This is a genomic window from Streptococcus ratti FA-1 = DSM 20564, from assembly GCF_000286075.1.
GTDB lineage: Bacteria > Bacillota > Bacilli > Lactobacillales > Streptococcaceae > Streptococcus > Streptococcus ratti.
Genome location: NZ_AJTZ01000005.1, coordinates 1,364,245 through 1,386,818, shown reverse-complemented (window position 1 = coordinate 1,386,818; position 22,574 = coordinate 1,364,245). Strand labels below are relative to the sequence as shown.

Here is a 22,574-nt window from a genome sequence, read left to right as displayed (position 1 = left end):
GATGGCAACTATTAAAGATGTCGCAAAATTAGCAGGAGTTTCAGCTTCGACAGCATCTCGTGCTATGCATGACAATGATATGATTAGTCAGGCCACCAAGGAGCGTGTCCGCAGGGCGATGAAAGAGCTGAATTATTCTCCCAATTACTCAGCCCAAAATTTGGTTAAACGGCGCTCCAATACAATTGGGGTTGTTCTGCCTGTTCGTGAAAGCCAGGAATCACTGGGTAACAATCCATTCTTCATGAAGATTATTCAAGGCATATCAGGAGTTTGTACAGATAACCATTATATGGTTAGTTTGGCAACAGGGCGGACAGAAGATGAATTAATTGCCAATATTGAAACCCTGATTCGCAGTGGCAATATTGCTAAGTTTATCTTCCTTTATTCAAAGGCAAATGATAGGGTTTTTCAATTTGTCCAAAAAGCTGAAGTATCCTGTGTGGTTGTGGGGGAATCTTATAATGCTGCTCAAAAAGGTATTCAATTTGTGGATAATGACAATACCTTAGCAGGTCAGGATGCTGCTCAGTTTCTTGTTGATAAGGGCAGCTATGACATTGCTTATGCCTATACGGACATGGATGAGCTGGTGCAGGCCAGCCGCTATATGGGCTATGCCAATGTCATGGAAGAGCAGGGGCAAAAAACCAAGAAGCTGCGGCTGTCAAGAATTGATGACAGTGCCAATCTTGCTGTTTTAAGAGACTTTTTAGAAAAGAATCCCCGTCTGCAAGCTTTTGTGGCCTGTGATGATATCATGGCCATCCGCCTGCAGCGTCTTTTTAAAAAGTTGGATCTTCCCAATGATTCCTTTGCTATGATTAGTTTTAATAACTCCATTGTTAGTGACATTGCTACGCCTGCGCTGACCTCTATTGAGATCTTCCCTTATCAGCTGGGGAGCAAGGCTGCAGAGTTGATTTTGGGTAAGGCCGCAGGTGAGAATTCTCTAATCATTCCCCACCAGATTATTGAAAGGGATTCGACCCCGTCTAATCGTAAAAAATAAATTTTCTCAATGTTCTTTAGTTTATGAGAACTGTCAAGATTATCAGTCCAAGAAGTCTGTTTAGCTTTCAGCAAGTGGTTTGATAAGGGCTCATTGTCAACTGTAGTGGGTGACTTATAACTAAGCACGAGAGAGAATCAGATTGGTTCTCTCTCTTTGCATGTTCAAAGCGATGAGAATTTTAGTTTTAAAGTTTTTGAAGTTTCGAAAGCCAAAAGCTTGGCGTTTGATGTCCTTGATAAGCTTGTTGGTTGCCTCCAGTTTAGCGTTAGAATAAGGTAGGTTAAGAGCATTTGTGATGTAAGCTTTGTATTTGAGAAAGGCCTTGAAGACGGTCAAAAATGGCTGATTGACGAGATTCAAATGGTCTTCAATGAGTTCAAAGAATTCAGTTGCTCGTTTTTCTTGAAAATGGAAGAGCAGGAGCTGATAAAGCTCATAATAATAGCGAAGTTCATCAGAGAAGGCTAATGTTTTATCAATAATCTCACGAGGGGGTTAAGGTTTGCCTGAAAGTTCGTGAATAGAAGGCAGTGTCAGAAAGTTTTCTGCCGTCCTTGTGAAGAATCCGCCAATGATTTTTCATCGCCCGATAAGGTAACGACTTCTTGTCAAAGCTCTTCATAATGGCGATTCTAGTGGTCATCATAGCCCGACTCAAGTGCTGAATAATGTGAAAGCGATCAAGGACAATTTTGGCGCAAGGAAACAATTGCTTAATGATAGGAATGTAGCTACCAGACATATCCACCGTGACCACTTTAACCTGTTCACGAACTTCTCTAGGATACTTGTAGAAGTCGTTTTTAATGGTTGATTGCCTGTTGTTTTCAAGGATGGTGACGATCTTCCTCGTCTCAAAATCTTGTGCAATGAAGGCGAGTTTGCCCTTATTTCGAGAGAATTCATCCCAACTCAAAACTGTAGGAAGTTTGGAGAAATCCTCTTTGAAGGTGAACTGATCCAGCTTTCTCTGAACGGCAGAGACGGAGATATGGAGTTTCTTTGCGATAGCTGAGTTCGTCAACCTCTCTGTGTGAAGCTGTGTGATTTTAGCCCAGATGGGTTTGGAAATCTGCCCGTTTTTTTGAACGAGAGAGGTCTCAGCCACCCTCACTCTGCGACAAACCTTGCACTGAAAGCGGCGCTTTTTGAGCTTAAGGACGGTGGGCATCCCTTGGATATCAAGGAGTGGGATAGTTGAAGCTTTCTGGAAGTCGTATTTCATCATTTTTCCCTGACAATGGGGACAGTCAGAAGCTTGATAATCCAACTTTGCCCGTATCTCGATGTGGGTGTGAAGGTGTAAAACAAGAAGAATTTTAATATTTTTGTCTTTCAATCCGATTAAATCTGTGGTATTGAAAGATGTTCCATATGAGTCTTTCTAATGAGTTGTTTTGCGCTTTTCATTATAAGTCATATGGGACTTTTTTTCATACAATCAAAAAGCCCTATAATATCCGAAGGGAGAGTTACCCACTACAGATATTATAGAGCCTTGATAAGCTGAGCAGACTCTCTTTTTGATTAAATTTTTAAAAAGTCCTTTACAAAAAAATATTTCATGATATAATAATAGTATCAATTGCAAACGTTTGCATGGGAGGTAAAAATGAAAAATTATAAACAGCTTTTCACTTTTGAATTTTGGCAAAAGTTCGGAAAATGTTTAATGGTTGTTATTGCTGTTATGCCTGCTGCAGGTTTAATGGTTTCAATTGGTAATTCTTTAGCCTTGATCGATCCCAAATCAACTATCTTGGTGACGGTTGCAAATATCATTGCTCAAATCGGCTGGGGTGTTATCAATAACCTTCATATCTTATTTGCGCTGGCAATCGGCGGCAGCTGGGCTAAGGAACGTGCCGGCGGTGCGTTTGCCGCAGCTATTGCTTTTATCCTGATTAATCTTATCACAGGGAATTTCTACGGGGTTTCCTTGGATATGATTGCTGATAAATCCAGCTATGTTCATAATATCTTTGGCGGGAAAATGCATGTGCCTGACTACTTTATTAATGTTCTCGGCCAACCTGCCTTGAACATGGGTGTCTTTGTCGGTATTATTTCTGGTTTTGTCGGTGCGACTGCCTATAATAAATACTACAATTTCCGCAAGCTGCCTGACGTTTTATCTTTCTTTAACGGAAAACGTTTTGTACCTTTTGTTGTTATTGTTCGCTCGACAATTGTGGCCCTTATCTTGTCAATTGTTTGGCCAGTTATTCAGTCTGGTATCAACGGCTTTGGTATGTGGATTGCATCTTCGCAAGATTCAGCACCGTTTTTGGCTCCTTTCCTTTACGGTACTTTGGAACGTCTGCTCTTGCCGTTTGGTCTGCACCACATGCTGACCATCCCAATGAACTATACGTCATTGGGCGGTACCTATGTTGTTTTGACTGGTGCCAGCAAGGGAGCTCAGGTATTTGGACAGGATCCGCTTTGGCTGGCTTGGGTACAGGACCTTATCAATCTTAAAGGTGCAGGTCATATGTCTCAATACCATCATCTGTTATCAACTGTAACACCTGCTCGCTTCAAAGTCGGTCAAATGATTGGTTCATCAGGTATCCTTATGGGACTTACCTTGGCTATGTACCGCAATGTTGATCCAGACAAAAAAGAAAAATACAAAGGGATGTTCATCTCCGCGGCCGTAGCAGTCTTTTTGACAGGGGTAACAGAACCGCTTGAATACATGTTCATGTTTGCAGCTCTGCCGCTTTATCTTGTTTATGCGGTAGTTCAAGGGTTAGCTTTTGCATCAGCTGACTTAGTTCACCTTCGTGTTCATTCATTTGGTAATATTGAGTTTCTGACCAGAACACCGATGGCAATCAAAGCTGGTCTGGCTATGGATATTGTTAACTTTATTATCGTTTCTGTTGTCTTTGGGGTTGCTATGTACTTTATTGCAAACTTCATGATTAAGAAATTCAATCTTGCCACTTCAGGTCGCAACGGTAACTATGATGACAGTGATGATGTGTCTGAAACCGGCAGCGATAAAACAGGAGCTGCTGATGCCAATTCACAGATTGTTAAAATCATCAACCTCTTAGGCGGCAAGGAAAATATTGCTGATGTTGATGCCTGCATGACCCGCCTGCGGATTACAGTAGCAGATGTTGCTAAAGTGAGTGATGAAGCGGCTTGGAAGAAAGCTGGTGCCATGGGGCTGATTGTCAAGGGCAATGGTGTTCAGGCTGTTTACGGTCCTAAGGCTGATGTTTTGAAATCTGATATTCAAGATTTACTGGATTCAGGTGCAGAAATTCCTAAAACTGATGTGGCTGCTTTGGAAGAAGAACAGCCAGCAGAAACAGCCTTCAAAGGTGTAACAGAAGAAATAGCGACGGTTGCTGACGGGGAAGTCATACCAATTACGGAGGTTCATGATCCAGTCTTTTCACAAAAAATGATGGGAGATGGTTTTGCGGTCGAACCTGAAAACGGCAATATCTATGCTCCTGTATCCGGCCTGGTTACCAGTGTCTTTCCAACCAAACACGCTCTGGGACTTTTAACAGATCAAGGTTTGGAAGTTCTCATTCACGTGGGCTTAGATACAGTTGCCCTCAACGGTGCGCCGTTCTCAGCCAAAGTAAAAGACGGTCAGCGTGTAGAAGCCGGCGACTTGCTCTTAGTTGCGGATTTAGAGGCAATAAAATCTGCTGATCGTGAGACAACCATTATTGTTGCCTTTACCAATACAGCAGAGGTCAAAACGGTCAATCTTGAAAAAACAGGCCGCCAAGCTGCTAAAACAGTGGTTGCTCAGGTGGAGCTGTAACATTTGTAAGAGGGAGAGGAGCTGCTATTTACAAGCTCTTCTTGCCTCTTTCTGTTTTTATGATTAACTAAAAACAGCAGTCAGCAAAAGCAGAGCTGCTGTTTTGATGCTTTCTTAGGTGATAAAGGAGAAGTCGATTGAAATTATTAACCATCAATACACACAGCTGGCTGGAAGAAAATCCTCAGGAAAAATTAGACATTTTGGCTCAAGCTATCCTCAAAGAGCAATACGATGTTATCTGTTTGCAGGAAGTCAATCAGCTTGTGGCTTCAAAACCAGCAAAAGATTTGTTCAACTACTGTCCGGCAGCAGGAACACCTGCTATTCGTGAGGATAATTATGCTCTTGAGTTGGCCAAACTTTTATCCGCTAAAGGGCAGCCTTATTATTGGTCTTGGGCTTACAACCATATTGGTTATGGGCGCTTTCAGGAAGGTGTTGCTATTTTGTCGAAAGAGCCGCTTCAGAGTGAAACGCTTTTAGTATCCCAAACAGATGATGAAACGGATTACCATACCAGACGGGTGCTTTTGGCAAGGACTGAATTTGGCAAAAGCAGTTTTGCGGCTGCCTGTGTTCATCTGTCTTGGTGGAACAAAGGATTTGAAGAAGAGTGGGAAAAGCTGGAAAAATCTTTATCAGCCCTAGACTGCCCTTTGCTGCTCATGGGCGATTTCAACAATCCGACAGATGAGCCCGGCTATCGTCTGATTTTAAACAGCCAGCTTAACCTTAAGGACAGTCATAAAGCAGCTAGGAATGTTTATGGTTCGGCAACTATTCAAAAAGAGATTGATGGCTGGCAGGGCAATCAAGAAGCCCTTAAGGTTGATCATATTTTTTTGAGTCCTCAATGGCAGGTAGAAAAATCAGCAGTCGTTTTTGACGGGAAGGAGTATCCTTCTATCAGTGATCACTGCGGCCTAGCCTGTGAAGCCTATCTGGATGAGGCCGTTCAGGAGCAGTGATTTCCTTTGTCCCTCTCACCTCTTTGATTGTTTATCAAAAAAGAATTATAGGATACGAAATAAATTTGCAGCTGCCATATGTAAGAAGGAAGATGATGCTTGAAAGCGACAATCTTCTTTTTCTTTTGGTCTTAAAGTGTTAGAATAAGAATAAGATATTTTTAGAGAGGAAAAACATGGCAAAAGATGCAAATTTAACAGGTCAGGAAGTTATTGATATGTGCTCTGCTTACATGAATGAGGCAGATGTTGCCCTCGTTCAAAAAGCTTTAGACTACGCAGTAGAATGCCATAACGGCCAATTTCGTAAGTCAGGAGAGCCCTATATTATTCATCCTATTCAGGTTGCAGGGATTTTAGCGGACTTACATCTGGACGCTATCACGGTTTCCTGCGGTTTTTTGCACGATGTCATTGAAGATACTGAAGCGACCCTAGATAATTTGGAAAACAAGTTTGGCAGTGATGTCAAAAACATCGTTGATGGGGTGACAAAGCTGGGCAAGGTCGAATACAAGTCGCACGAAGAGCAGCTGGCTGAGAATCACCGCAAGATGCTGATGGCCATGTCCAAGGATATTCGGGTTATTCTGGTTAAGCTAGCTGACCGTCTGCACAATATGCGGACCTTAAGACACCTGCGCAAAGACAAGCAGGAGCGCATTTCCCGGGAAACGATGGAAATTTATGCACCCCTGGCGCACCGCTTGGGGATCAGCCGCATTAAGTGGGAATTGGAAGATTTGGCCTTTCGCTATCTGAATGAAGTTGAGTTTTACAAGATTTCCCATTTGATGAATGAAAAGCGCCGCGAACGTGAAGCTTTGGTTAATGACATTGTCGATAAAATTAAAGAATATACGGAAGAACAAGGACTGCACGGCGATATTTACGGCCGGCCCAAGCATATCTATTCTATCTATCGCAAGATGCGCGATAAGAAAAAGCGTTTTGACCAAATCTATGATTTGATTGCCATTCGCTGTATTTTGGATACCCAAAGCGATGTCTATGCTATGCTGGGCTATATTCACGAACTTTGGCGCCCCATGCCCGGCCGCTTTAAGGATTACATTGCCAATCCTAAGGCTAACGGCTACCAGTCCATTCATACGACTGTCTATGGTCCTAAAGGACCGATCGAAGTGCAGATTCGGACACATGAAATGCACGCTGTCGCTGAATACGGGGTTGCCGCTCACTGGGCCTATAAGAAAGGGATAAAAGGCAAGGTCAGCAATCAGGAATCAACTCTTGGTATGAACTGGATTAAAGAGCTGGTTGAACTGCAGGCTGCTTCTAACGGCAATGCTGTTGATTTTGTTGATTCTGTTAAGGAAGATATTTTTGCTGAGCGCATTTATGTCTTTACCCCTAACGGTGCCGTTCAAGAGCTGCCCAAGGATTCTGGGCCTATTGACTTTGCCTATGCCATTCATACACAGGTGGGGGAAAAGGCTACCGGAGCTAAGGTTAACGGCCGGATGGTTCCTTTAACTGCTAAGCTAAAGACCGGTGATGTGGTTGAAATCATTACTAATTCAAACTCTTTTGGGCCCAGCCGCGACTGGATTAATATTGTTAAGACCAACAAGGCCCGCAATAAAATCCGTCAATTCTTTAAAAATCAGGATAAGGAATTATCCATTACCAAGGGGCGTGACCTGCTGATTGATTATTTTCAAGAGCACGGCTACGTTGCCAATAAATATCTGGATAAAAAACACCTTGAAGCTGTTTTAAGCCGCCTTAACTACCGCAATGAAGAGGCTCTCTACGCTGCTGTCGGTTTTGGAGAAATTTCTCCGGCCAATGTTTTCAATAAACTGACTGAGAAAGAACGCCGTGAAGAAGAGCGTGCCAAAGCTAAAGCAGAGGCCGAGGAACTGATGAAGGGCGGTGAAGTCAAGCATGACAATAAAAAAGAGGTGCTTAAGGTCAAGAGCGAAGGGGGCGTTATTATTCAGGGCTCCTCTGACCTCCTCATGCGGATTGCCAAATGCTGCAATCCAGTCCCTGGTGATCCTATTGAAGGATATGTTACTAAGGGCCGCGGTGTCGCCATTCACCGTGCGGACTGCAACAATATCAAAAGTCAGGAAGGCTATGAAGAACGCTTGATTGAAGTTGAGTGGGATGATGACCACTCAACCAAGGAATACATGGCTGAGATTGATATTTACGGACTCAACCGTTCCGGACTTTTGAATGATGTTTTGCAGATTCTTTCCAATCAGACCAAGAATATCTCAACAGTCAACGCCCAGCCGACCAAGGACATGAAATTTGCTAATATTCATGTAACTTTTGGAATTCCTAATTTGGCACTTTTGACAGCTGTTGTTGATAAAATCAAGATTATTCCGGATGTTTATTCTGTCAAGAGAACCAACGGCTGATATCATTTTTGCACCTCTTTCATAGGTCTGCTGCTCATTGACCAGCTAAGACAAGCCGCTAGGCTGTGTTTGATTTTCCCTATATGCAAGAGGTCTTTTCAAGACCAAAAAATAAATTGTTTGCAAAGGAGCTTGCTTACCGTGAGAATTGTTCTTCAGCGTGTTTTAACAGCCAGTGTGGCTATTGAAAACCAAACAAGAGCAGCCATTGGTCCGGGTCTGCTGTTGCTGGTTGGGGTCGGACCGGATGACAGCCAAAAAGATTTGGATTACGCCGTCCGAAAAATTATCAATATGCGGATTTTTTCTGATGCAGAAGGAAAGATGAATTTATCCCTGCAGGATATTAAGGGATCTATTTTATCTGTTTCGCAGTTTACGCTTTTTGCTGATACTAAAAAGGGCAACCGACCTGCCTTTACCAAAGCTGCTCCGCCGGATATGGCCGAGGCCTTTTATCAGCGTTTTAATACGGAATTGGCTCAGTTTGTTCCGGTGGAAACCGGCGTATTCGGGGCTGACATGCAGGTATCTTTGGTGAATGACGGACCAGTGACCATTATTTTAGATACGAAAAATAAGTAAAAAGCAAGCTAGTCAAACCACTGTTACTTACATCTATAAAGAAGTCAAATCTAAAGAGCCAGATACTCCTAAACAACCAGATACACCAAAAAAACCAAAAGAAGGGACTTCAAGTCCAAACGATCCAGGAACAACTCCACCTCAACAAGAAGTTCCTCAAGAGGATCCAACAACGGATTCAACTCCACCAAAAGTTGAGGAAACTGTTAAAAAAGCACCAGTAGAAGCTGCTTCTGTATTACCAAATACTGGAACAGCAAACGAAACTGGACTGACAGCACTTGGATTATGCCTAATCATGGGAGCACTTGGTCTGACAGGTTTGAGACGTAAAAAGAAATAATTTCTTTTGGGAGTGGGAAAGAAGCCAAAAATTGAAAATTTTGGTTCTCACCGCTCCCTAATTTCTAGGCGGTGACCTGAAACGGTCTCTCCCCAGACCGTTTCACTCCCACCCCCGCACAGTTGAATCGGTCAGCTCAAGAGCGTAAAACGCGAACGAAACTGCCATTCAACAGTGGTTCATTGGCACTAAAGTGCCTAATGAACTGTGCAGGGGAAACTCTAGGTTAGCTAAAGCTGACAGAGTTTCTCCCAACCACTGCCTTATAATGTTAAAACGAACTCTAATTGATGAGGTTGGACTTTTGGCCCAACCTCTTTTTGTTACAAAAATGGCAGCTATGTAACAAAAATCCCCTATTTTTTGTTTTCATGACATTTTCATTGTGTTTTCAAAACCTTTCTTGTAAAATAATATTGTTGTTATTTTGTGTAAACAAGGTTAGACAGGAGTTTTTGATTAAGGAATGAACACAAATAGAAAACTAAAAATGGTGCGTCCCTTTTTATTGGCGATGCTAGGGATAACACTCTATTCAAATAGGTTAGCAGCTTATGCAGATGAGTTGACAGCCGAACCATCCGCAGACCACAGTTCAGCAGATGAACATTCTGCTGTTATGGCAAATAACCAAGGGGTTGGCTCGGCTGTTGAACAGTCTGCTGGCAGCAACGCTCCAGAAAGCAGTGATGTAGTAACAGCAACAGAATCCTCCGCAGACTCTTTGCCAGCAGTATCAGAAAGCCAGTCGCCTGTTAGTGGTACAATAGAACAGGCAGAAGCTGTTGAGTCTAATTCTTCAGAGCAGCTGCAGGAGGTTTCCAGCTTAGAGCCAGCAGAACAGTCCCAAACAGAGTCAGCTCAGATAATGGCGACAAGACAAGCAAGTCAGTCTGCATCAACATCAGTATCACCAAAATCAAAATCAGAAGCAGCTGCAGTTCAACCTCCGGCAGCTCCCAAAAAGTCTTCCAGTCTGAAAAATCTATCAACAGATAAAGCTTCTTACCGTTTGGGAGACTCAGTTAATGTTAATCTGACCTTTACCAATACCACAGCACAGGCACAAAATATTACCGCTTCAACTGAGGTCTATTCTCTTGAAAATAAAGTGGGCAATATCTACAGCTACAGCAAGTACCTGACCCCCGGAGAAAGTTATAGTACGAAGCTTGGAGATATCACTATTCCGGGAGATATTTTTGAGAACAATCATGGCTATCTTTTGACGGTCAAGGTTTCCGATACTAAAAATAATCTTTTAGGCAGTAGCAATCGGGCGATTGCCGTTGAGAATGATTGGACAGTCTTTCCTCGTTATGGAGCTATTGGTGGGTCTCAAAAAGACAATAACAGTGTTTTAACTGATAATTTGCCGCTTTATTATCGTGAGTTGGAGCAAATGAAGAATATGAACATTAATTCATACTTCTTTTATGATGTTTATAAATCAGCAACCAATCCTTTTCCAAATATCTTAACATTTGACCAAAGCTGGAACTGGTGGAGTCATTCAAAAGTTGAAACACCGGCTGTTAAAGCGCTGGTTAAACGTGTTCATCAGGGCGGAGCAGTCGCTATGCTTTATAATATGATTTTGGCACAAAATACTAATGAAGCATCTGTCCTGCCTGATACAGAATATATTTACAATTATGAAAACGGCGGCTACGGTGCTGGCGGCGACATCATGACATATTTTATTGATGGCAAACCGCTTCAGCGTTATTACAATCCTTTAAGTAAGAGCTGGCAGAATTACATTGCCAATGCTATGGGAGAAGCGCTGAAAAATGGCGGCTTTGATGGCTGGCAGGGCGATACGATTGGTGATAACCGTGTTGTTGCATACAGTGATAAGGATAACAGAGATTTTAACAATTCCTTTATGCTGTCAGATGTTTACGCAGAGTTTTTGAATAAAACAAAAGAAAAATTACCTAACTATTATTTGACGCTTAATGATGTCAATGGTGAAAATATCAGAAAATTAGGCAAGAGCAGTCAAGATGTCATCTATAACGAATTGTGGCCTTTTGGAACATCAGCTTTAGGGAATCGTCCTCAAAATAGTTATGGTGACTTGAAGGCAAGGATAGATCAGGTTCGTGAAATGACAGGTAAATCGTTGATTGTCGGTGCTTATATGGAAGAGCCTAAGTTTGATGACAATCATAATCCACTCAATGGCGCAGCCCTTGATGTTCTAGCCTCTGCTACTTATCAGACAGATGCAGTTCTTTTGACAACTGCCGCCATAGCTGCAGCAGGCGGTTATCACATGTCGTTAGCAGCTCTTGCTAATCCTAATGACGGAGATGGTGTTGGTGTTTTAGAAACGGCCTATTATCCAACACAAAGCCTTAAAGTCTCTGAAGAATTAAACCGCAAGAATTATAATTATCAGCAGTTTATTACAGCCTATGAAAATCTCTTGAGAGATCAGGTTAACAATGATTCTGTTCAGCCAGAAACCTTTAGTCAGTCTGGTCAGCAGCTTTCGCATGGTGCTTTGGGGACGGAAGGCAATCAGGTTTGGACTTATTCGAAAAAAGGCAAGAATTTCAGAACAATTCAATTACTGAATCTTATGGGAATTACTTCTGATTGGAAGAACGAAGATGGCTATGCCAATAATAAAACGCCTGATGAGCAAACTAATTTACTGGTTACTTATCCTTTAACAGGTCTATCTATAGATGAAGCTCGTCGGATAGCCAATCAAGTCTATGTCACTTCTCCTGACGACTGGCTCCAATCTGGAATGGTGAAATTAGAAGTCCAAGTAAAACAAGATACAAATGGCGATCCTGTTTTGTACATTCAGGTACCAAGACTGACCCTTTGGGATATGGTCTATATCACAGAAGAAGTTAAACCGATAGTTCCAACGTCCCCATCAGAACCAGTTAAAGAGCCAACAGTTCCGGTAACACCAGAGAAACCAATCAAAGAACCAACAGCTCCAATGACTCCAGCAAAACCAGCTGAGCAGCAAAAAGAAGACAAGGCGCCAACAGAAGTACTGAAAGAGTCTGCAGAACCATCTTCTCAAAAAGCGCCGGAAGCTCAGTTAAAAGCCCAAGCCAATTCAGCTAAGCCGACAGAAACAGCTGTTTCTTCAAGTTCCCAAGAGGACTTACCAGAAACAGGAGAAGGGAAGGTCAGCAAAATTGCAGCTATCGTTGGTGCAGGAATACTAGCAGCAGGAGCTATCGGCTTGCTGGCATTGAAGCGCCGCAAAAATTAATAGCAAAAGGGTAATTATTTATACCCATCATAAACAAACTTATGATGATAGAAGCATTTATGTTACTATTCTTAATGGTTATGATTTAAAAAGAGGCTGGGATAAAAGTCCTTCCCCCTTTAACTATTTAAGATATAGCAGTTTGACACAGTGGTTGGGAGAAAGACTTGTTGGCTAGGCCAACCTAGTCTTACCACTGCACAGTTCATTAGGTGCTTTAGCACCAATGAACCACTGCTGATTGGAGGTCCTTATCCCTTGCTAGGCAAGTGATAGCGGCCATCCTAATCAACTGTGCGGAGGTGGGACAACAAAATCGAAATCGTAATGACATTACGATTTACCGATTTTTGTCCCACACTCTTTTTTCTTGTCCTAATCTTTTTGCCGTCTGGCAAAATCCACAAATTTGAATTTTTCAAGCTTATGCCGGCTTTCAGTAAACTGCAGCTGCCGCTCATCGCTCAGATAAACTTTAGATTTAACCGAAACGACATGGTTTTCTGAGTCAATATCTAGCAAAATTTTATCTTTTTCTGTGATCTGGTCAATGGTGATTTCTTTTTTGGCATAGGCAATATCTAACTTAAGCTTATTTTCGAGATAATCGTAAATAGAATACTCAGCGATTTCCCTAGTCATATCAGGAACTAGAGACTTGTCCAGATAATCTGTGTCGAGAACGGAAGCTACACCATCTACCACGCGCTGTCTGGTAATACGCCAGAGGAGGCTGCGCGGTGCAAAACCAGTCAGCTTGGCTAGCTTGCTATCAACGATCAGCTTGTCAATAGCGATAACATTGGTTTCAGAATTCATATGGAGCTGCTGAACCAATTCTTGATAGCTGGTCAGTTGAGAGACAGGAAAGTCAATCTGCTCATGTTTGATGACTTGAGAGCCGCGCCCCTGCTGTGTTTTGATAAGTCCTGCCTTAACCAGCTGCTGCAGAGCTTTTCTGACGGTATCGCGGCTGCAGGCATAGTTTTGGCAGAGCTGGGTCTCAGTAGGCAGGTAGTCACCAATCTGATATTTTCCGTCAGCAATGGCCTTTTGCAGTTCTTGGAAAATGACTTCATATTTTTTCATGGTCTTGTTTTTACCTCACTTGTCTAAAAAAAGACATACAACTTCTCTCATTTTACCAAAAATAGTCCCTTTTTTCCACGAACAACTTGCAAACAAATTTGTTACCGTTTACAATAAGACTGTAAACATATTTGTTTTTATCATAATAAGGAGGTCTAGGGCGACCTAGAAAAAAGTTATGGGAAAATTTGAAAAAGATGCCCAGGTATTGCTGGATGCCATTGGCGGCAAAGAAAATGTTTCTGCTGTTACACATTGTGCCACACGCATGCGATTTGTCTTAAATGATGACAAGAAAGCAGATATCAAAACAATTGAAGGAATTCCTGCTGTCAAAGGAACCTTTACCAATGCAGGACAGTTCCAAGTCATTATCGGAAACGATGTACCGCTTTTCTATAATGATTTTACATCTGTCTCAGGAATTGAAGGGGTTTCCAAAGAAGCAGCAAAGTCAGCAGCTAAAGGAAATCAAAATCCAATTCAGCGCGTGATGACCCTTTTGGCAGAAATTTTCACGCCTATTATTCCAGCCATTATTGTCGGCGGGCTTATTTTAGGTTTCCGCAATATTCTAGAAGGTGTGGAGTTTGCCAATCTGGGAGGCAAAACAATTGTAGAAGTTTCTCAGTTTTGGAGCGGTGTCAATGCCTTTCTCTGGCTGCCTGGTGAAGCAATTTTCCACTTCCTGCCTGTAGGAATTGTTTGGTCGGTTTCTCGTAAAATGGGGACTAGTCAAATTTTGGGAATCGTACTTGGTATCTGTTTAGTATCGCCGCAGCTGCTCAATGCTTACGATGTTGCCAGCACATCATCAGCTGAAATAGCTAAAAACTGGGTATGGGACTTTGGCTTCTTTACTGTTAAACGTATCGGCTATCAGGCACAGGTCATTCCGGCCCTGCTATCCGGGCTGTCACTAGCCTATCTGGAACGCTTCTGGCGCAAGGTAATTCCTGAAGTCGTGTCCATGATCTTTGTACCATTCTTGTCCTTGGTTCCGGCTCTGATTTTGGCACATACCGTTCTCGGACCAATTGGCTGGACCATTGGTAAAGGTATCTCATTTGTTGTGCTTGCAGGTTTGACAGGTCCTGTAAAGTGGCTCTTTGGCGCAATCTTTGGTGCTCTTTATGCACCGCTTGTTATCACTGGTCTGCACCACATGACCAATGCTATTGATACACAGCTGATCGCTGATACGGCTAGCCGGACAACGGGACTCTGGCCAATGATTGCTCTGTCTAATATCGCTCAGGGTTCAGCCGTATTTGCCTATTACTGGATGAAACGTCATGATGAACGCGAAGCGCAGATTGCCCTGCCTGCTACCATTTCGGCTTATCTGGGTGTAACAGAACCTGCCCTCTTTGGGGTTAACCTTAAATACGTTTACCCATTTGTAGCAGGAATGATTGGTTCAAGTGTTGCTGGTCTTTTATCAACGACTTTCAACGTTCAGGCAAATTCCATCGGTGTCGGAGGGCTGCCTGGTTTCATGGCTATCAATGTTAAATACATGATGCCGTTCTTCCTCTGTATGGCAGTAGCTATCGTCATTCCGTTTGCCGTTACCATTTTCTTCAGAAAAGCAGGTTACTTTACAAAAACAGAAGATGAAATGGTGAAGGCGCCGCAAGTGGCTGCCATTGCTGAAGCAGAAGAAAGCACAGCCGCTGAAAAAGGAACTCTTGTTAAGGTTCAAAGCCCATTAACCGGAGTGGTCAAACCCTTATCTGAAGCTGCAGATCCAGTCTTTGCTCAGGGAGTTATGGGACAAGGGGTCTTGATTGAACCGAGCGAAGGGCTGCTTGCAGCACCAGTTGACGGTGTAGTCTCTGTACTCTTTCCAAGCAACCATGCTGTCGGTCTTGTTACCGATCAAGGACTTGAGCTGTTAATGCATATCGGTATGGATACGGTCAATCTTGAAGGAAAAGGTTTTAAAGCCTTTGTTAAGCAAGGAGACCGCGTTAAAACAGGTGATAAACTCATTAGTTTTGATATTGATGTGATTAAAAAAGCGGGTTATGTCACTGAAACACCGGTTATCATTACCAACCAAAATGATTATCAGCCGGATGCTGTCGGAACACTGCCGCATGATACCCGTCAGGGAGAAGAATTGCTGACAGCAAGTAAAATTTAGAAAAAATTAATGTAATGGATAACAGAGCAGGATATTAGACGTAAGAGTTGTAGGCTTTGTCCTGCTCTCTTGTTATTAGTGAGGAGCATAGTATGACATTAGACAAAAGAAAGGTTGTCTACCAAATTTATCCAAAGTCTTATAAGGATACAACTGGCAATGGGATTGGCGATTTAAGAGGAATTATTGAAAAATTGCCCTATTTGGAAGAATTAGGTGTTGATGTTATCTGGCTCAATCCTTTCTATCCAAGCCCTCAACGTGATAATGGTTATGATGTTTCTGATTATACGGCTGTAAATCCTCTGTTTGGGACTATGGACGATTTTGAAGAGCTGTCGCGCAAGGGCAAGGAGCACGGCATTGAAATCATGCTGGACATGGTGCTCAATCATTGCTCGACCGACCATGAATGGTTTCAAAAGGCTCTGGCAGGTGATACTTATTATCAAGATTTCTTTATTTTACGCGATGAGCCGACAGACTGGGTTTCTAAGTTTGGCGGCAGTTCCTGGGCTCCTTTTGGTAATACAGGAAAGTATTATTTGCATTTATTTGATAAGACGCAAGCTGATCTCAACTGGCGCAATCCGCACGTGCGAGAAGAACTTTTTAAGGTTGTCAATTTCTGGCGAAATAAAGGGGTCAAGGGCTTTCGTTTTGATGTCATCAATCTGATTGGCAAGGATGAAGAATTAAAAGACAATCCTGCCTTTGATGGCAAGCCAGAATACACTGACCGCCCCATTAATCATGACTATCTGAAGCTCTTGAACAAAGCTACCTTTGGCAATGACAGCGATGGCATAACCGTCGGTGAAATGAGTTTTACAGACATTCCTAATTGTGTGCAGTACAGCAATCCAGACAGCCATGAACTGTCCATGGTCTTTAATTTTCATCACCTGAAGGTTGACTATGAAAACGGTCAAAAATGGACACGCAAGCCCTTTGATTTTGAAGAATTAAAAACGCTGTTTCATACTTGGGGAGAAGGCATGAGTGACGGAAACGGCTGGAGCGCTCTTTTTTGGAATAATCACGATCAGCCGCGCGCACTCAATCGTTTTATTGATGTTGAGCATTTCCGCAATGAAGGAGCGACCATGCTTGCATCCAGCATTCATCTGTCACGCGGAACGCCCTATATCTATATGGGTGAAGAAATCGGCATGCTTGATCCGGACTATGATTCCATGGCTGACTACGTGGATGTTGAGAGCCTTAATGCTTATCAAGAGATGTTAGATCAGGGAAAATCTCCTGAAGAAGCTTTTCATATTATTAAGGCTAAATCACGGGATAATTCGCGCACGCCCATGCAGTGGGATGCGAGCAGCAACGCAGGATTTTCATCGGCTGAGCCTTGGCTGAAAGTCGGCAGAACTTATCAGCAGATTAATGTTGCAAACGAAAAGAAAGGGAAAATTTTCCCATTCTATCAAAACCTAATCCGCCTGCGCAAAACTTTGCCGATTATAGCCCAAGGGGATTACCAAGCAGCTTACACAGACAGCAGTCAGGTCTATGCCTTTGAAAGAGAATATGAAGGCCAAAAACTGCTGGTTCTCAATAATTTTTCTGCAGCTGAGGCAGAGCTTGATCTGGCAGCAAATTATCAAGCAGGAAAAGTTTTGATCAGCAATTATGATAATGTCGAACTTTCGGCAAAAATCACCTTAAAACCTTATCAAACACTGGCGATTTTAAAAAAATCTTAAAAACATAACAAAAAAAGAAGTGACTAAACAGAATTGACGTCGCTTCTTTTTTATTGATAAGAATTTAACAGGTAAAAACAATATATTGGGTCAGGTTTTTGATAAAATAGTAACTGTAAAAAATTGTATTAGCAGTTTTTTATATTATCTTTATAAAAAGGGGGGAGAATTTATGAAAGTAGACAATTCAATGGAACTAGGGGAACTTTACCGAGAGTTACGAATCGCTAGGGGACTTAAACTAAAAGATGTGGCTAGAGAAAATCTATCAGTATCACAGCTGTCAAAGTTTGAAAATGGGCAAAATATGTTAGCAGCAGATAAGTTATTGTTAGCCATTTCAGGAATTCATATGACGTTTTCGGAGTTCGGTCATGCCCTAAATAATTATGAAGAAAGCGACTTTTTCAAAATAGGCAATCAGATTGTAGAATTTCAGTCAAAGCGTGATATTGAGGGCTTAAAGAAAATTTTAGATACTTATGGAGATTATGAAAGTTTTGATACTTATAACCGGTTAAATAGATTAGTTGTCCGCGTGGCTATCCATACTTTGGATCATAGCTATACAATATCAGAGGAGGATAAAGAATTCCTTGCGACCTATCTTTACAATATTGAAGAGTGGACCGAGTATGAACTTACTCTCTTTGGCAATATGATGATTATCTTATCAGTTGAGGATTTAATCTTCTTGGGTAAAGCTTTTGTTGAGCGTAATAAGCTATATATTTCCATTCCCACTAATAAGAAAAATGCACAAATTGCTCTTTTAAATTTAATTATGATTCTTATTGAGGGTAAAGAATTTTACCATACAACCTATTTTATAAATCATTTAGAAAAACTTTTAACTTACCAAGATATGTTTATTATAGTATCACTCAATTTTTTGAAACAAATAATTGCTTACGTACAGGGAGAAATAACTGATAAATCTGAATTAGAATATTATGTTAATATGGTTGAGAAGCTAGGCAACCCAACAATGGCTATGTTTCTCAGAGCGAATATGGAGCAGTTGCTGCTGAATTTTGATAGCAACAAATAAAAAGGTTATCAATGTTTTTCCTGATAACCTTTTTTGGAGTTATTATATAAAGTGTAAAGTCTTGCTTTTTATCTATAAAAGTGGCAATAAAAAGTATGGAATTATAAGAGCTAATGTAAACAATCTTTTTAACATAAATAGACCTCCTATGAATCTTAATAAATTAGAAAGCACCTCCGCCGCCACTGCCCCCACCAGTAAATAATTTAACAAGCCAATCAAACATATTAAGCACCTCTTTCTGTATTTTATACTTATTATAACAGTCAACTTATCGGAACACTGTTTTTCTCAAATAAGAAAAAATATTAACAATAATTTTCATATTTGCGAATAAATTATTATTGAAATAATCAATGTTATAATCATAACGTAAATATTTACAATACATTTTGTTCAATTACTTATAAAGCTTTAAGCTAGCTAATATTTAGTTTTATAATAATTGATGGGAAGGAGAACTTTATTATGTGGGGTAGAATTTTAGCATTTGTTGCAAAATACGGTACAAAAGCAGTCCAATGGGCTTGGAAGAACAAATGGTTCCTCCTCTCATTGGGAGAGGCTGTATTTGACTATATCCGTTCCATTTGGGGTGGTTAGTTAGTTGTTGATTTGTGAAATCTAATTAGATTTCACAAATCTTATTTAAGAGGTTAGATGACTTTGAAAATTAATAAAATTGTTCACGAATATCCAAATTTTAAATTAAATATCAGTACTCTTAATATTAAGGAAAACAACATTATTGGTCTCATAGGTGAAAATGGTGCTGGTAAGACTACATTCATGGATTTACTGTCTGGTCTCAAGAAAGCTAATGTCTCTTTTGAGGTAACTGATTTAGATAGTAATAGCATCTTGTATATTCCTTCAGATCTAGAGCCTTTTGACTATATGACAGTTATAGAGTTTATTGATATTATTAGAAAATATTCAAAAGTTTCTAAAACTAATCTTGATATTCTAAAAGAATTGAATCTTGAAGAAAAGAGAAATGTCTTGATTAGCGAGTTATCTCAGGGAATGAGAAAAAAACTGTCATTGATTAATGTCTTTTTGCATGATTACAAATTAATTGTTTTAGATGAGCCATTTAATAGTGTAGATATTAAATATATTTATCAACTTAAGAAATTACTTTCTGAGTTAAAAAAGAAATCTATAATTATTGTTTCATCCCATATTTTAGATACTTTGAGTGATCTTTGTGATGAATTTATTTATTTAGAAGATGGGAAAGTGAAAAAACGATTTAAAAACAGCGGTGAAGTTGATTTGTTGGAGCGTGAGTTATTTGAGTAAAGTATTTTTTTTAGAAATTGATTTAATTAGAAAAAGATTCCAAATATATGGTGTCTTTAATACTTTGAGTTTATTATTAGTTATTCTCTCATTATTAATAGGAGGGAAATTCCTGATTTTTTTCCTAGGAAATTATCCTAAACTAGCTCCTATTGTTTCCTTAATTTTACTCTTGATGGGTCTGTGTAATGTGGCCATTCCAGAAGATAAGCTATTTAAAAAATTAGGATTACTAAGAGGCTTTTTCCCATTTTTAGAAATTGAAAAGGTTAGAAGTTACTATAGATATCGAAAATTTATATTATCAATCCTATTAATATTTTATCTACTTGTTCCATTAGAAGTGACTAATGATACTTTGAAATACTTCTTGATTTTTATTAACTTACTTTCTTTTTTGACATTAATCAATTCGTTGAGTACAAGATATTTGTCAAATAGTAAAAAAGAGATGATTTATACAATGATGAAGATTCTCTATTGTGGATTACTTGCCCTCAGTATTCGTGGAATACTATCTATTCATATTTCTTCTTTGTTTCTCAGTATAAGTAGTTGGGGATTGTTGTTAATTTATTTGGTATTATTTGTTATTAATTTATGGATTTTACATCCTAGAAAAGAAAGATGAAATGAAGGGAAGATTTTTTTTATTTATCCGTAGGACAAATGTTTTATATGACTTAATCATTATTTACTTTTTAGCTTTGTCAAGTTTTATAATAGATAATCAGCGTGATTATTTATTGACTTTAATCTTTACCATATTAGGTTTTATGTATTTAGCTTATTTTGAATATCTTAAAAATCAAAGGAAAAAAATATATTTTTTTTATAATAGTCAAACATTAAGTGAACTAAGATATTATGCAATACAATCGACCTTAAAACTTTCTTCAGTATTTTTACCAATGATAGTGGTTTTAGGAGTCATTACAGATCAGATATTGGTTTATGGGATTAACTATCTTACAGTAATAATATCATTCTATGTTGTTAATTCTTTTATTCCAATTAATATAGAAAAGAGAAAAGATTCGCGAATAATCACTTTTAAAGATATGTTTAAAAGTGTGATGTCGTGCATAATCCTTGTTATTTCTATATTAAGTCTATTTTCTCTGTTTATTTTTTAGAACCTTACTTTTGAAAAGATTGTAAAGCGACAAATAAAATGATTAGATTAGGAGGCAGCTAGTGGCATTATTTTTAACAACTCTTAAAAAAGAAATTTTTTCTAAAAAATCTCTTTTTGTTGGTGCTTTTTTTCTAATATCTTCTTATCTTATAGGGAGACACTCCTCTTCAGTGAGCTCTTTATTGGATGGTGAATTGACTAATTCATTATTCGTTCTTTATGCCCTTTTAGGTTATCTTTTTTCATCCGTATTATTCTCTGGATTGCTTGCCGGAGAAATTGAATCTCAGACGATGAGATTCTTAGTACCTTACCTGTCTCGGCGTAGTATCTATCTTTTTAAATATCTAGCATCAACAAGCTACTTTTTAGTGTTGACGTTTGTTTCTTTGATTATCTTATTTATTACTAAGGGTACTGTTAATATTCCTTTTTATTCCTTATTAGCGATTTTGGGATTTTACCTTTACATTCAGAGTTTAGTCATGTTAGTTTCGGTATCTGCTGGTAGTGAACGTTTGTCAAATTTGATAAATTTGATGCTCAGCATTCTATTTCCAATACTTTATACAGCTTCTTTGCTTAAAAGTTGGCCAATATTAGAACCGTTTCGCTGGTTATTTCCTTATCATTATTTATCTAAGACTTGGGAAATAATAATTTTATACTTTTTATCTGCCGTATTGGTTTTTGCTGGGCAGCTTATATTTGAGAAAAGGGAGATTTAAAATGATCCAATGTCATAATTTAATAAAATCATTTGGGAGGAATGATGTTATAAGAGGGGTGAGTTTACAAATATCAAATAGGAAGATTACATCTCTTATAGGCAGAAATGGTGCTGGCAAGTCGACCTTAATTGGCTTAATAATGGATTACTATAGGTGTGATTCTGGAGAGGTCAAAAAAGGAACGGTGTCTGTTATGCCTGATGCTGATAATATGTATTCTGACTGGACGGGTTTAGAATTTTTGAAATTCATTGCTCGACTTAAAAAGACAGATGTATCATATGCTGTAAATCTGTCTAAAGAATTGGGTCTTTACAAAAACTTAAAAGGTAAGATTTCTGGTTATTCTTTTGGAATGAAAAAGAAACTTTCCTTCATCCAATGTGCCATTGGAGATTTTGATGCCTATATTTTTGATGAACCTACTTCAGGAGTGGATGTTCCGTCGGCATTAATCATGATGGATATTATAAAGCGTTTAAAAGCAACTGGTGCAGCTATTTTACTCACATCACATAACATAGATGAATTGGAACGTGTATCAGATTATCTTTATATCATTGAAAATGGAAAAATTATACAAAAAGGAACAGTAGATGATATTATTAACAGAGAGAAACAGCTTGTTTACTATCTTGTCAGTTCTCAAGCAGACGCTATTAGTAAGAGTGATGCAATAAAAAAATATATTCAATCCATTCATGAAAATAATCTCGAGCTCTTGTTTTCAGATGAGCAGGAAGCTGTAAATGTTCTGAGGCAGCTTACTGTGTCCTATCCTATCGTTGAATTTTATCAAAAGAAAAAGAGCCTGATTGAATCCGTTTATGAATAAAGGCTGTTTTTTAGGTAAAATAAGAAGACTGGTTTCCGTCTATGAATTAGCTGTTTCATGATCAGACTAATGTCCAATTTTGCTTTTGATTGGGCTTTTTGATTGTGGCAATAGATGCTTTTTGCCTTATAATTTTAATACAGTCAGGGAAAGGGATACTCTCATTATAGTTTAAAATTAAACTATCGCCATT

The 22,574-nt window shown here is 39.6% G+C and carries 17 protein-coding genes; 15 read left to right on the top strand and 2 right to left on the bottom strand.

Annotated features, from left to right (window positions below; translation table 11 throughout):
- Nucleotide 1 precedes the first annotated feature (1 nt).
- Nucleotides 2-1,015, top strand: coding sequence for a LacI family DNA-binding transcriptional regulator (locus SRA_RS08485; RefSeq protein ID WP_003089841.1), 1,014 nt, complete (start codon nt 2-4; stop codon nt 1,013-1,015).
- A 120-nt stretch (nt 1,016-1,135) separates the two neighbouring features.
- Here the strand turns inward: SRA_RS08485 and SRA_RS10055 are convergent.
- Nucleotides 1,136-2,363 (bottom strand): ISL3 family transposase gene (locus SRA_RS10055; protein WP_126417958.1). Its coding sequence is split into 2 segments (ribosomal slippage): nt 1,136-1,510 and nt 1,512-2,363, totalling 1,227 coding nucleotides; the frame shifts between segments, so codons are not numbered across the junction.
- A 267-nt stretch (nt 2,364-2,630) separates the two neighbouring features.
- Here SRA_RS10055 and SRA_RS08475 point away from each other — a divergent pair.
- The 6 genes from SRA_RS08475 to SRA_RS08455 all read left to right on the top strand — a co-directional run bounded on the left by SRA_RS08475 (nt 2,631) and on the right by SRA_RS08455 (nt 12,362).
- Nucleotides 2,631-4,814: a PTS transporter subunit IIBC gene (locus tag SRA_RS08475; protein ID WP_003089839.1), complete on the top strand. Its 2,184-nt coding sequence runs from the start codon at nt 2,631-2,633 to the stop codon at nt 4,812-4,814.
- A 137-nt stretch (nt 4,815-4,951) separates the two neighbouring features.
- On the top strand, nt 4,952-5,785 hold the full coding sequence (locus SRA_RS08470) for an endonuclease/exonuclease/phosphatase family protein (protein WP_003089837.1): 834 nt from the start codon (nt 4,952-4,954) through the stop codon (nt 5,783-5,785).
- A gap of 176 nt (nt 5,786-5,961) precedes the next feature.
- The gene (locus SRA_RS08465) at nt 5,962-8,184 is read left to right on the top strand and encodes a RelA/SpoT family protein (protein WP_003089835.1); all 2,223 of its coding nucleotides are present in this window, start codon (nt 5,962-5,964) and stop codon (nt 8,182-8,184) included.
- Between the two features lie 141 nt (nt 8,185-8,325).
- The gene (gene dtd / locus SRA_RS08460) at nt 8,326-8,769 is read left to right on the top strand and encodes a D-aminoacyl-tRNA deacylase (RefSeq protein WP_003089833.1); all 444 of its coding nucleotides are present in this window, start codon (nt 8,326-8,328) and stop codon (nt 8,767-8,769) included.
- On the top strand, nt 8,753-9,112 hold the full coding sequence (locus tag SRA_RS10525; protein ID WP_081498722.1) for an LPXTG cell wall anchor domain-containing protein: 360 nt from the start codon (nt 8,753-8,755) through the stop codon (nt 9,110-9,112). Before dtd ends, SRA_RS10525 begins: the two co-directional genes overlap by 17 nt.
- 490 nt (nt 9,113-9,602) lie before the next feature.
- Nucleotides 9,603-12,362, top strand: coding sequence for a glycoside hydrolase family 66 protein (locus SRA_RS08455; RefSeq protein ID WP_003089830.1), 2,760 nt, complete (start codon nt 9,603-9,605; stop codon nt 12,360-12,362).
- A 375-nt stretch (nt 12,363-12,737) separates the two neighbouring features.
- On the opposite strand, the gene treR is transcribed toward SRA_RS08455, so the two are convergent.
- Nucleotides 12,738-13,451, bottom strand: coding sequence for a trehalose operon repressor (treR, locus tag SRA_RS08450; protein ID WP_003089827.1), 714 nt, complete (start codon nt 13,449-13,451; stop codon nt 12,738-12,740).
- A gap of 178 nt (nt 13,452-13,629) precedes the next feature.
- Between treR and treP the strand changes: the two genes are divergently transcribed.
- The 8 genes from treP (at nt 13,630) to SRA_RS08410 (ending at nt 22,381) form a co-directional block, all read left to right on the top strand.
- Complete coding sequence (treP, locus tag SRA_RS08445) at nt 13,630-15,600, top strand: PTS system trehalose-specific EIIBC component (protein ID WP_003089824.1); 1,971 nt, start codon at nt 13,630-13,632, stop codon at nt 15,598-15,600.
- A 92-nt stretch (nt 15,601-15,692) separates the two neighbouring features.
- Nucleotides 15,693-17,321: an alpha,alpha-phosphotrehalase gene (treC, locus tag SRA_RS08440; protein ID WP_003089821.1), complete on the top strand. Its 1,629-nt coding sequence runs from the start codon at nt 15,693-15,695 to the stop codon at nt 17,319-17,321.
- 172 nt (nt 17,322-17,493) lie between these two features.
- A complete protein-coding gene (locus SRA_RS08435) occupies nt 17,494-18,372 on the top strand; it encodes a helix-turn-helix domain-containing protein (RefSeq protein WP_003089817.1) in 879 nt (292 codons plus the stop codon).
- Between the two features lie 468 nt (nt 18,373-18,840).
- Nucleotides 18,841-18,975 carry an aureocin A53 family class IId bacteriocin gene (locus tag SRA_RS10045; protein ID WP_003089813.1) on the top strand — a complete coding sequence of 45 codons (135 nt, stop codon included), beginning with the start codon at nt 18,841-18,843 and terminating at the stop codon, nt 18,973-18,975.
- A 57-nt stretch (nt 18,976-19,032) separates the two neighbouring features.
- Nucleotides 19,033-19,677 carry an ATP-binding cassette domain-containing protein gene (locus tag SRA_RS08430; RefSeq protein ID WP_003089811.1) on the top strand — a complete coding sequence of 215 codons (645 nt, stop codon included), beginning with the start codon at nt 19,033-19,035 and terminating at the stop codon, nt 19,675-19,677.
- Nucleotides 19,670-20,308, top strand: a complete 639-nt coding sequence (locus tag SRA_RS08425) for a hypothetical protein (protein WP_003089809.1) — start codon at nt 19,670-19,672, stop codon at nt 20,306-20,308. The genes SRA_RS08430 and SRA_RS08425 overlap by 8 nt, the downstream gene beginning before the upstream one ends.
- Nucleotides 20,309-20,874: 566 nt before the next feature.
- Nucleotides 20,875-21,543: an ABC transporter permease gene (locus tag SRA_RS08415; protein ID WP_003089805.1), complete on the top strand. Its 669-nt coding sequence runs from the start codon at nt 20,875-20,877 to the stop codon at nt 21,541-21,543.
- Nucleotide 21,544: 1 nt separating this feature from the next.
- Nucleotides 21,545-22,381, top strand: a complete 837-nt coding sequence (locus SRA_RS08410) for an ABC transporter ATP-binding protein (protein WP_081498720.1) — start codon at nt 21,545-21,547, stop codon at nt 22,379-22,381.
- Nucleotides 22,382-22,574: the final 193 nt, after the last annotated feature.

Coding starts and splice junctions, on each gene's coding strand:
- SRA_RS08410 (WP_081498720.1), top strand. CDS start 21,545: ATGATCCAATGTCATAATTTAATAAAATCATTTGGGAGGAATGATGTT.
- treP (WP_003089824.1), top strand. CDS start 13,630: ATGGGAAAATTTGAAAAAGATGCCCAGGTATTGCTGGATGCCATTGGC.
- SRA_RS08475 (WP_003089839.1), top strand. CDS start 2,631: ATGAAAAATTATAAACAGCTTTTCACTTTTGAATTTTGGCAAAAGTTC.
- SRA_RS08430 (WP_003089811.1), top strand. CDS start 19,033: ATGACTTTGAAAATTAATAAAATTGTTCACGAATATCCAAATTTTAAA.
- SRA_RS10045 (WP_003089813.1), top strand. CDS start 18,841: ATGTGGGGTAGAATTTTAGCATTTGTTGCAAAATACGGTACAAAAGCA.
- SRA_RS08435 (WP_003089817.1), top strand. CDS start 17,494: ATGAAAGTAGACAATTCAATGGAACTAGGGGAACTTTACCGAGAGTTA.
- SRA_RS08485 (WP_003089841.1), top strand. CDS start 2: ATGGCAACTATTAAAGATGTCGCAAAATTAGCAGGAGTTTCAGCTTCG.
- treC (WP_003089821.1), top strand. CDS start 15,693: ATGACATTAGACAAAAGAAAGGTTGTCTACCAAATTTATCCAAAGTCT.
- SRA_RS08465 (WP_003089835.1), top strand. CDS start 5,962: ATGGCAAAAGATGCAAATTTAACAGGTCAGGAAGTTATTGATATGTGC.
- SRA_RS08455 (WP_003089830.1), top strand. CDS start 9,603: ATGGTGCGTCCCTTTTTATTGGCGATGCTAGGGATAACACTCTATTCA.
- treR (WP_003089827.1), bottom strand. CDS start 13,451: ATGAAAAAATATGAAGTCATTTTCCAAGAACTGCAAAAGGCCATTGCT.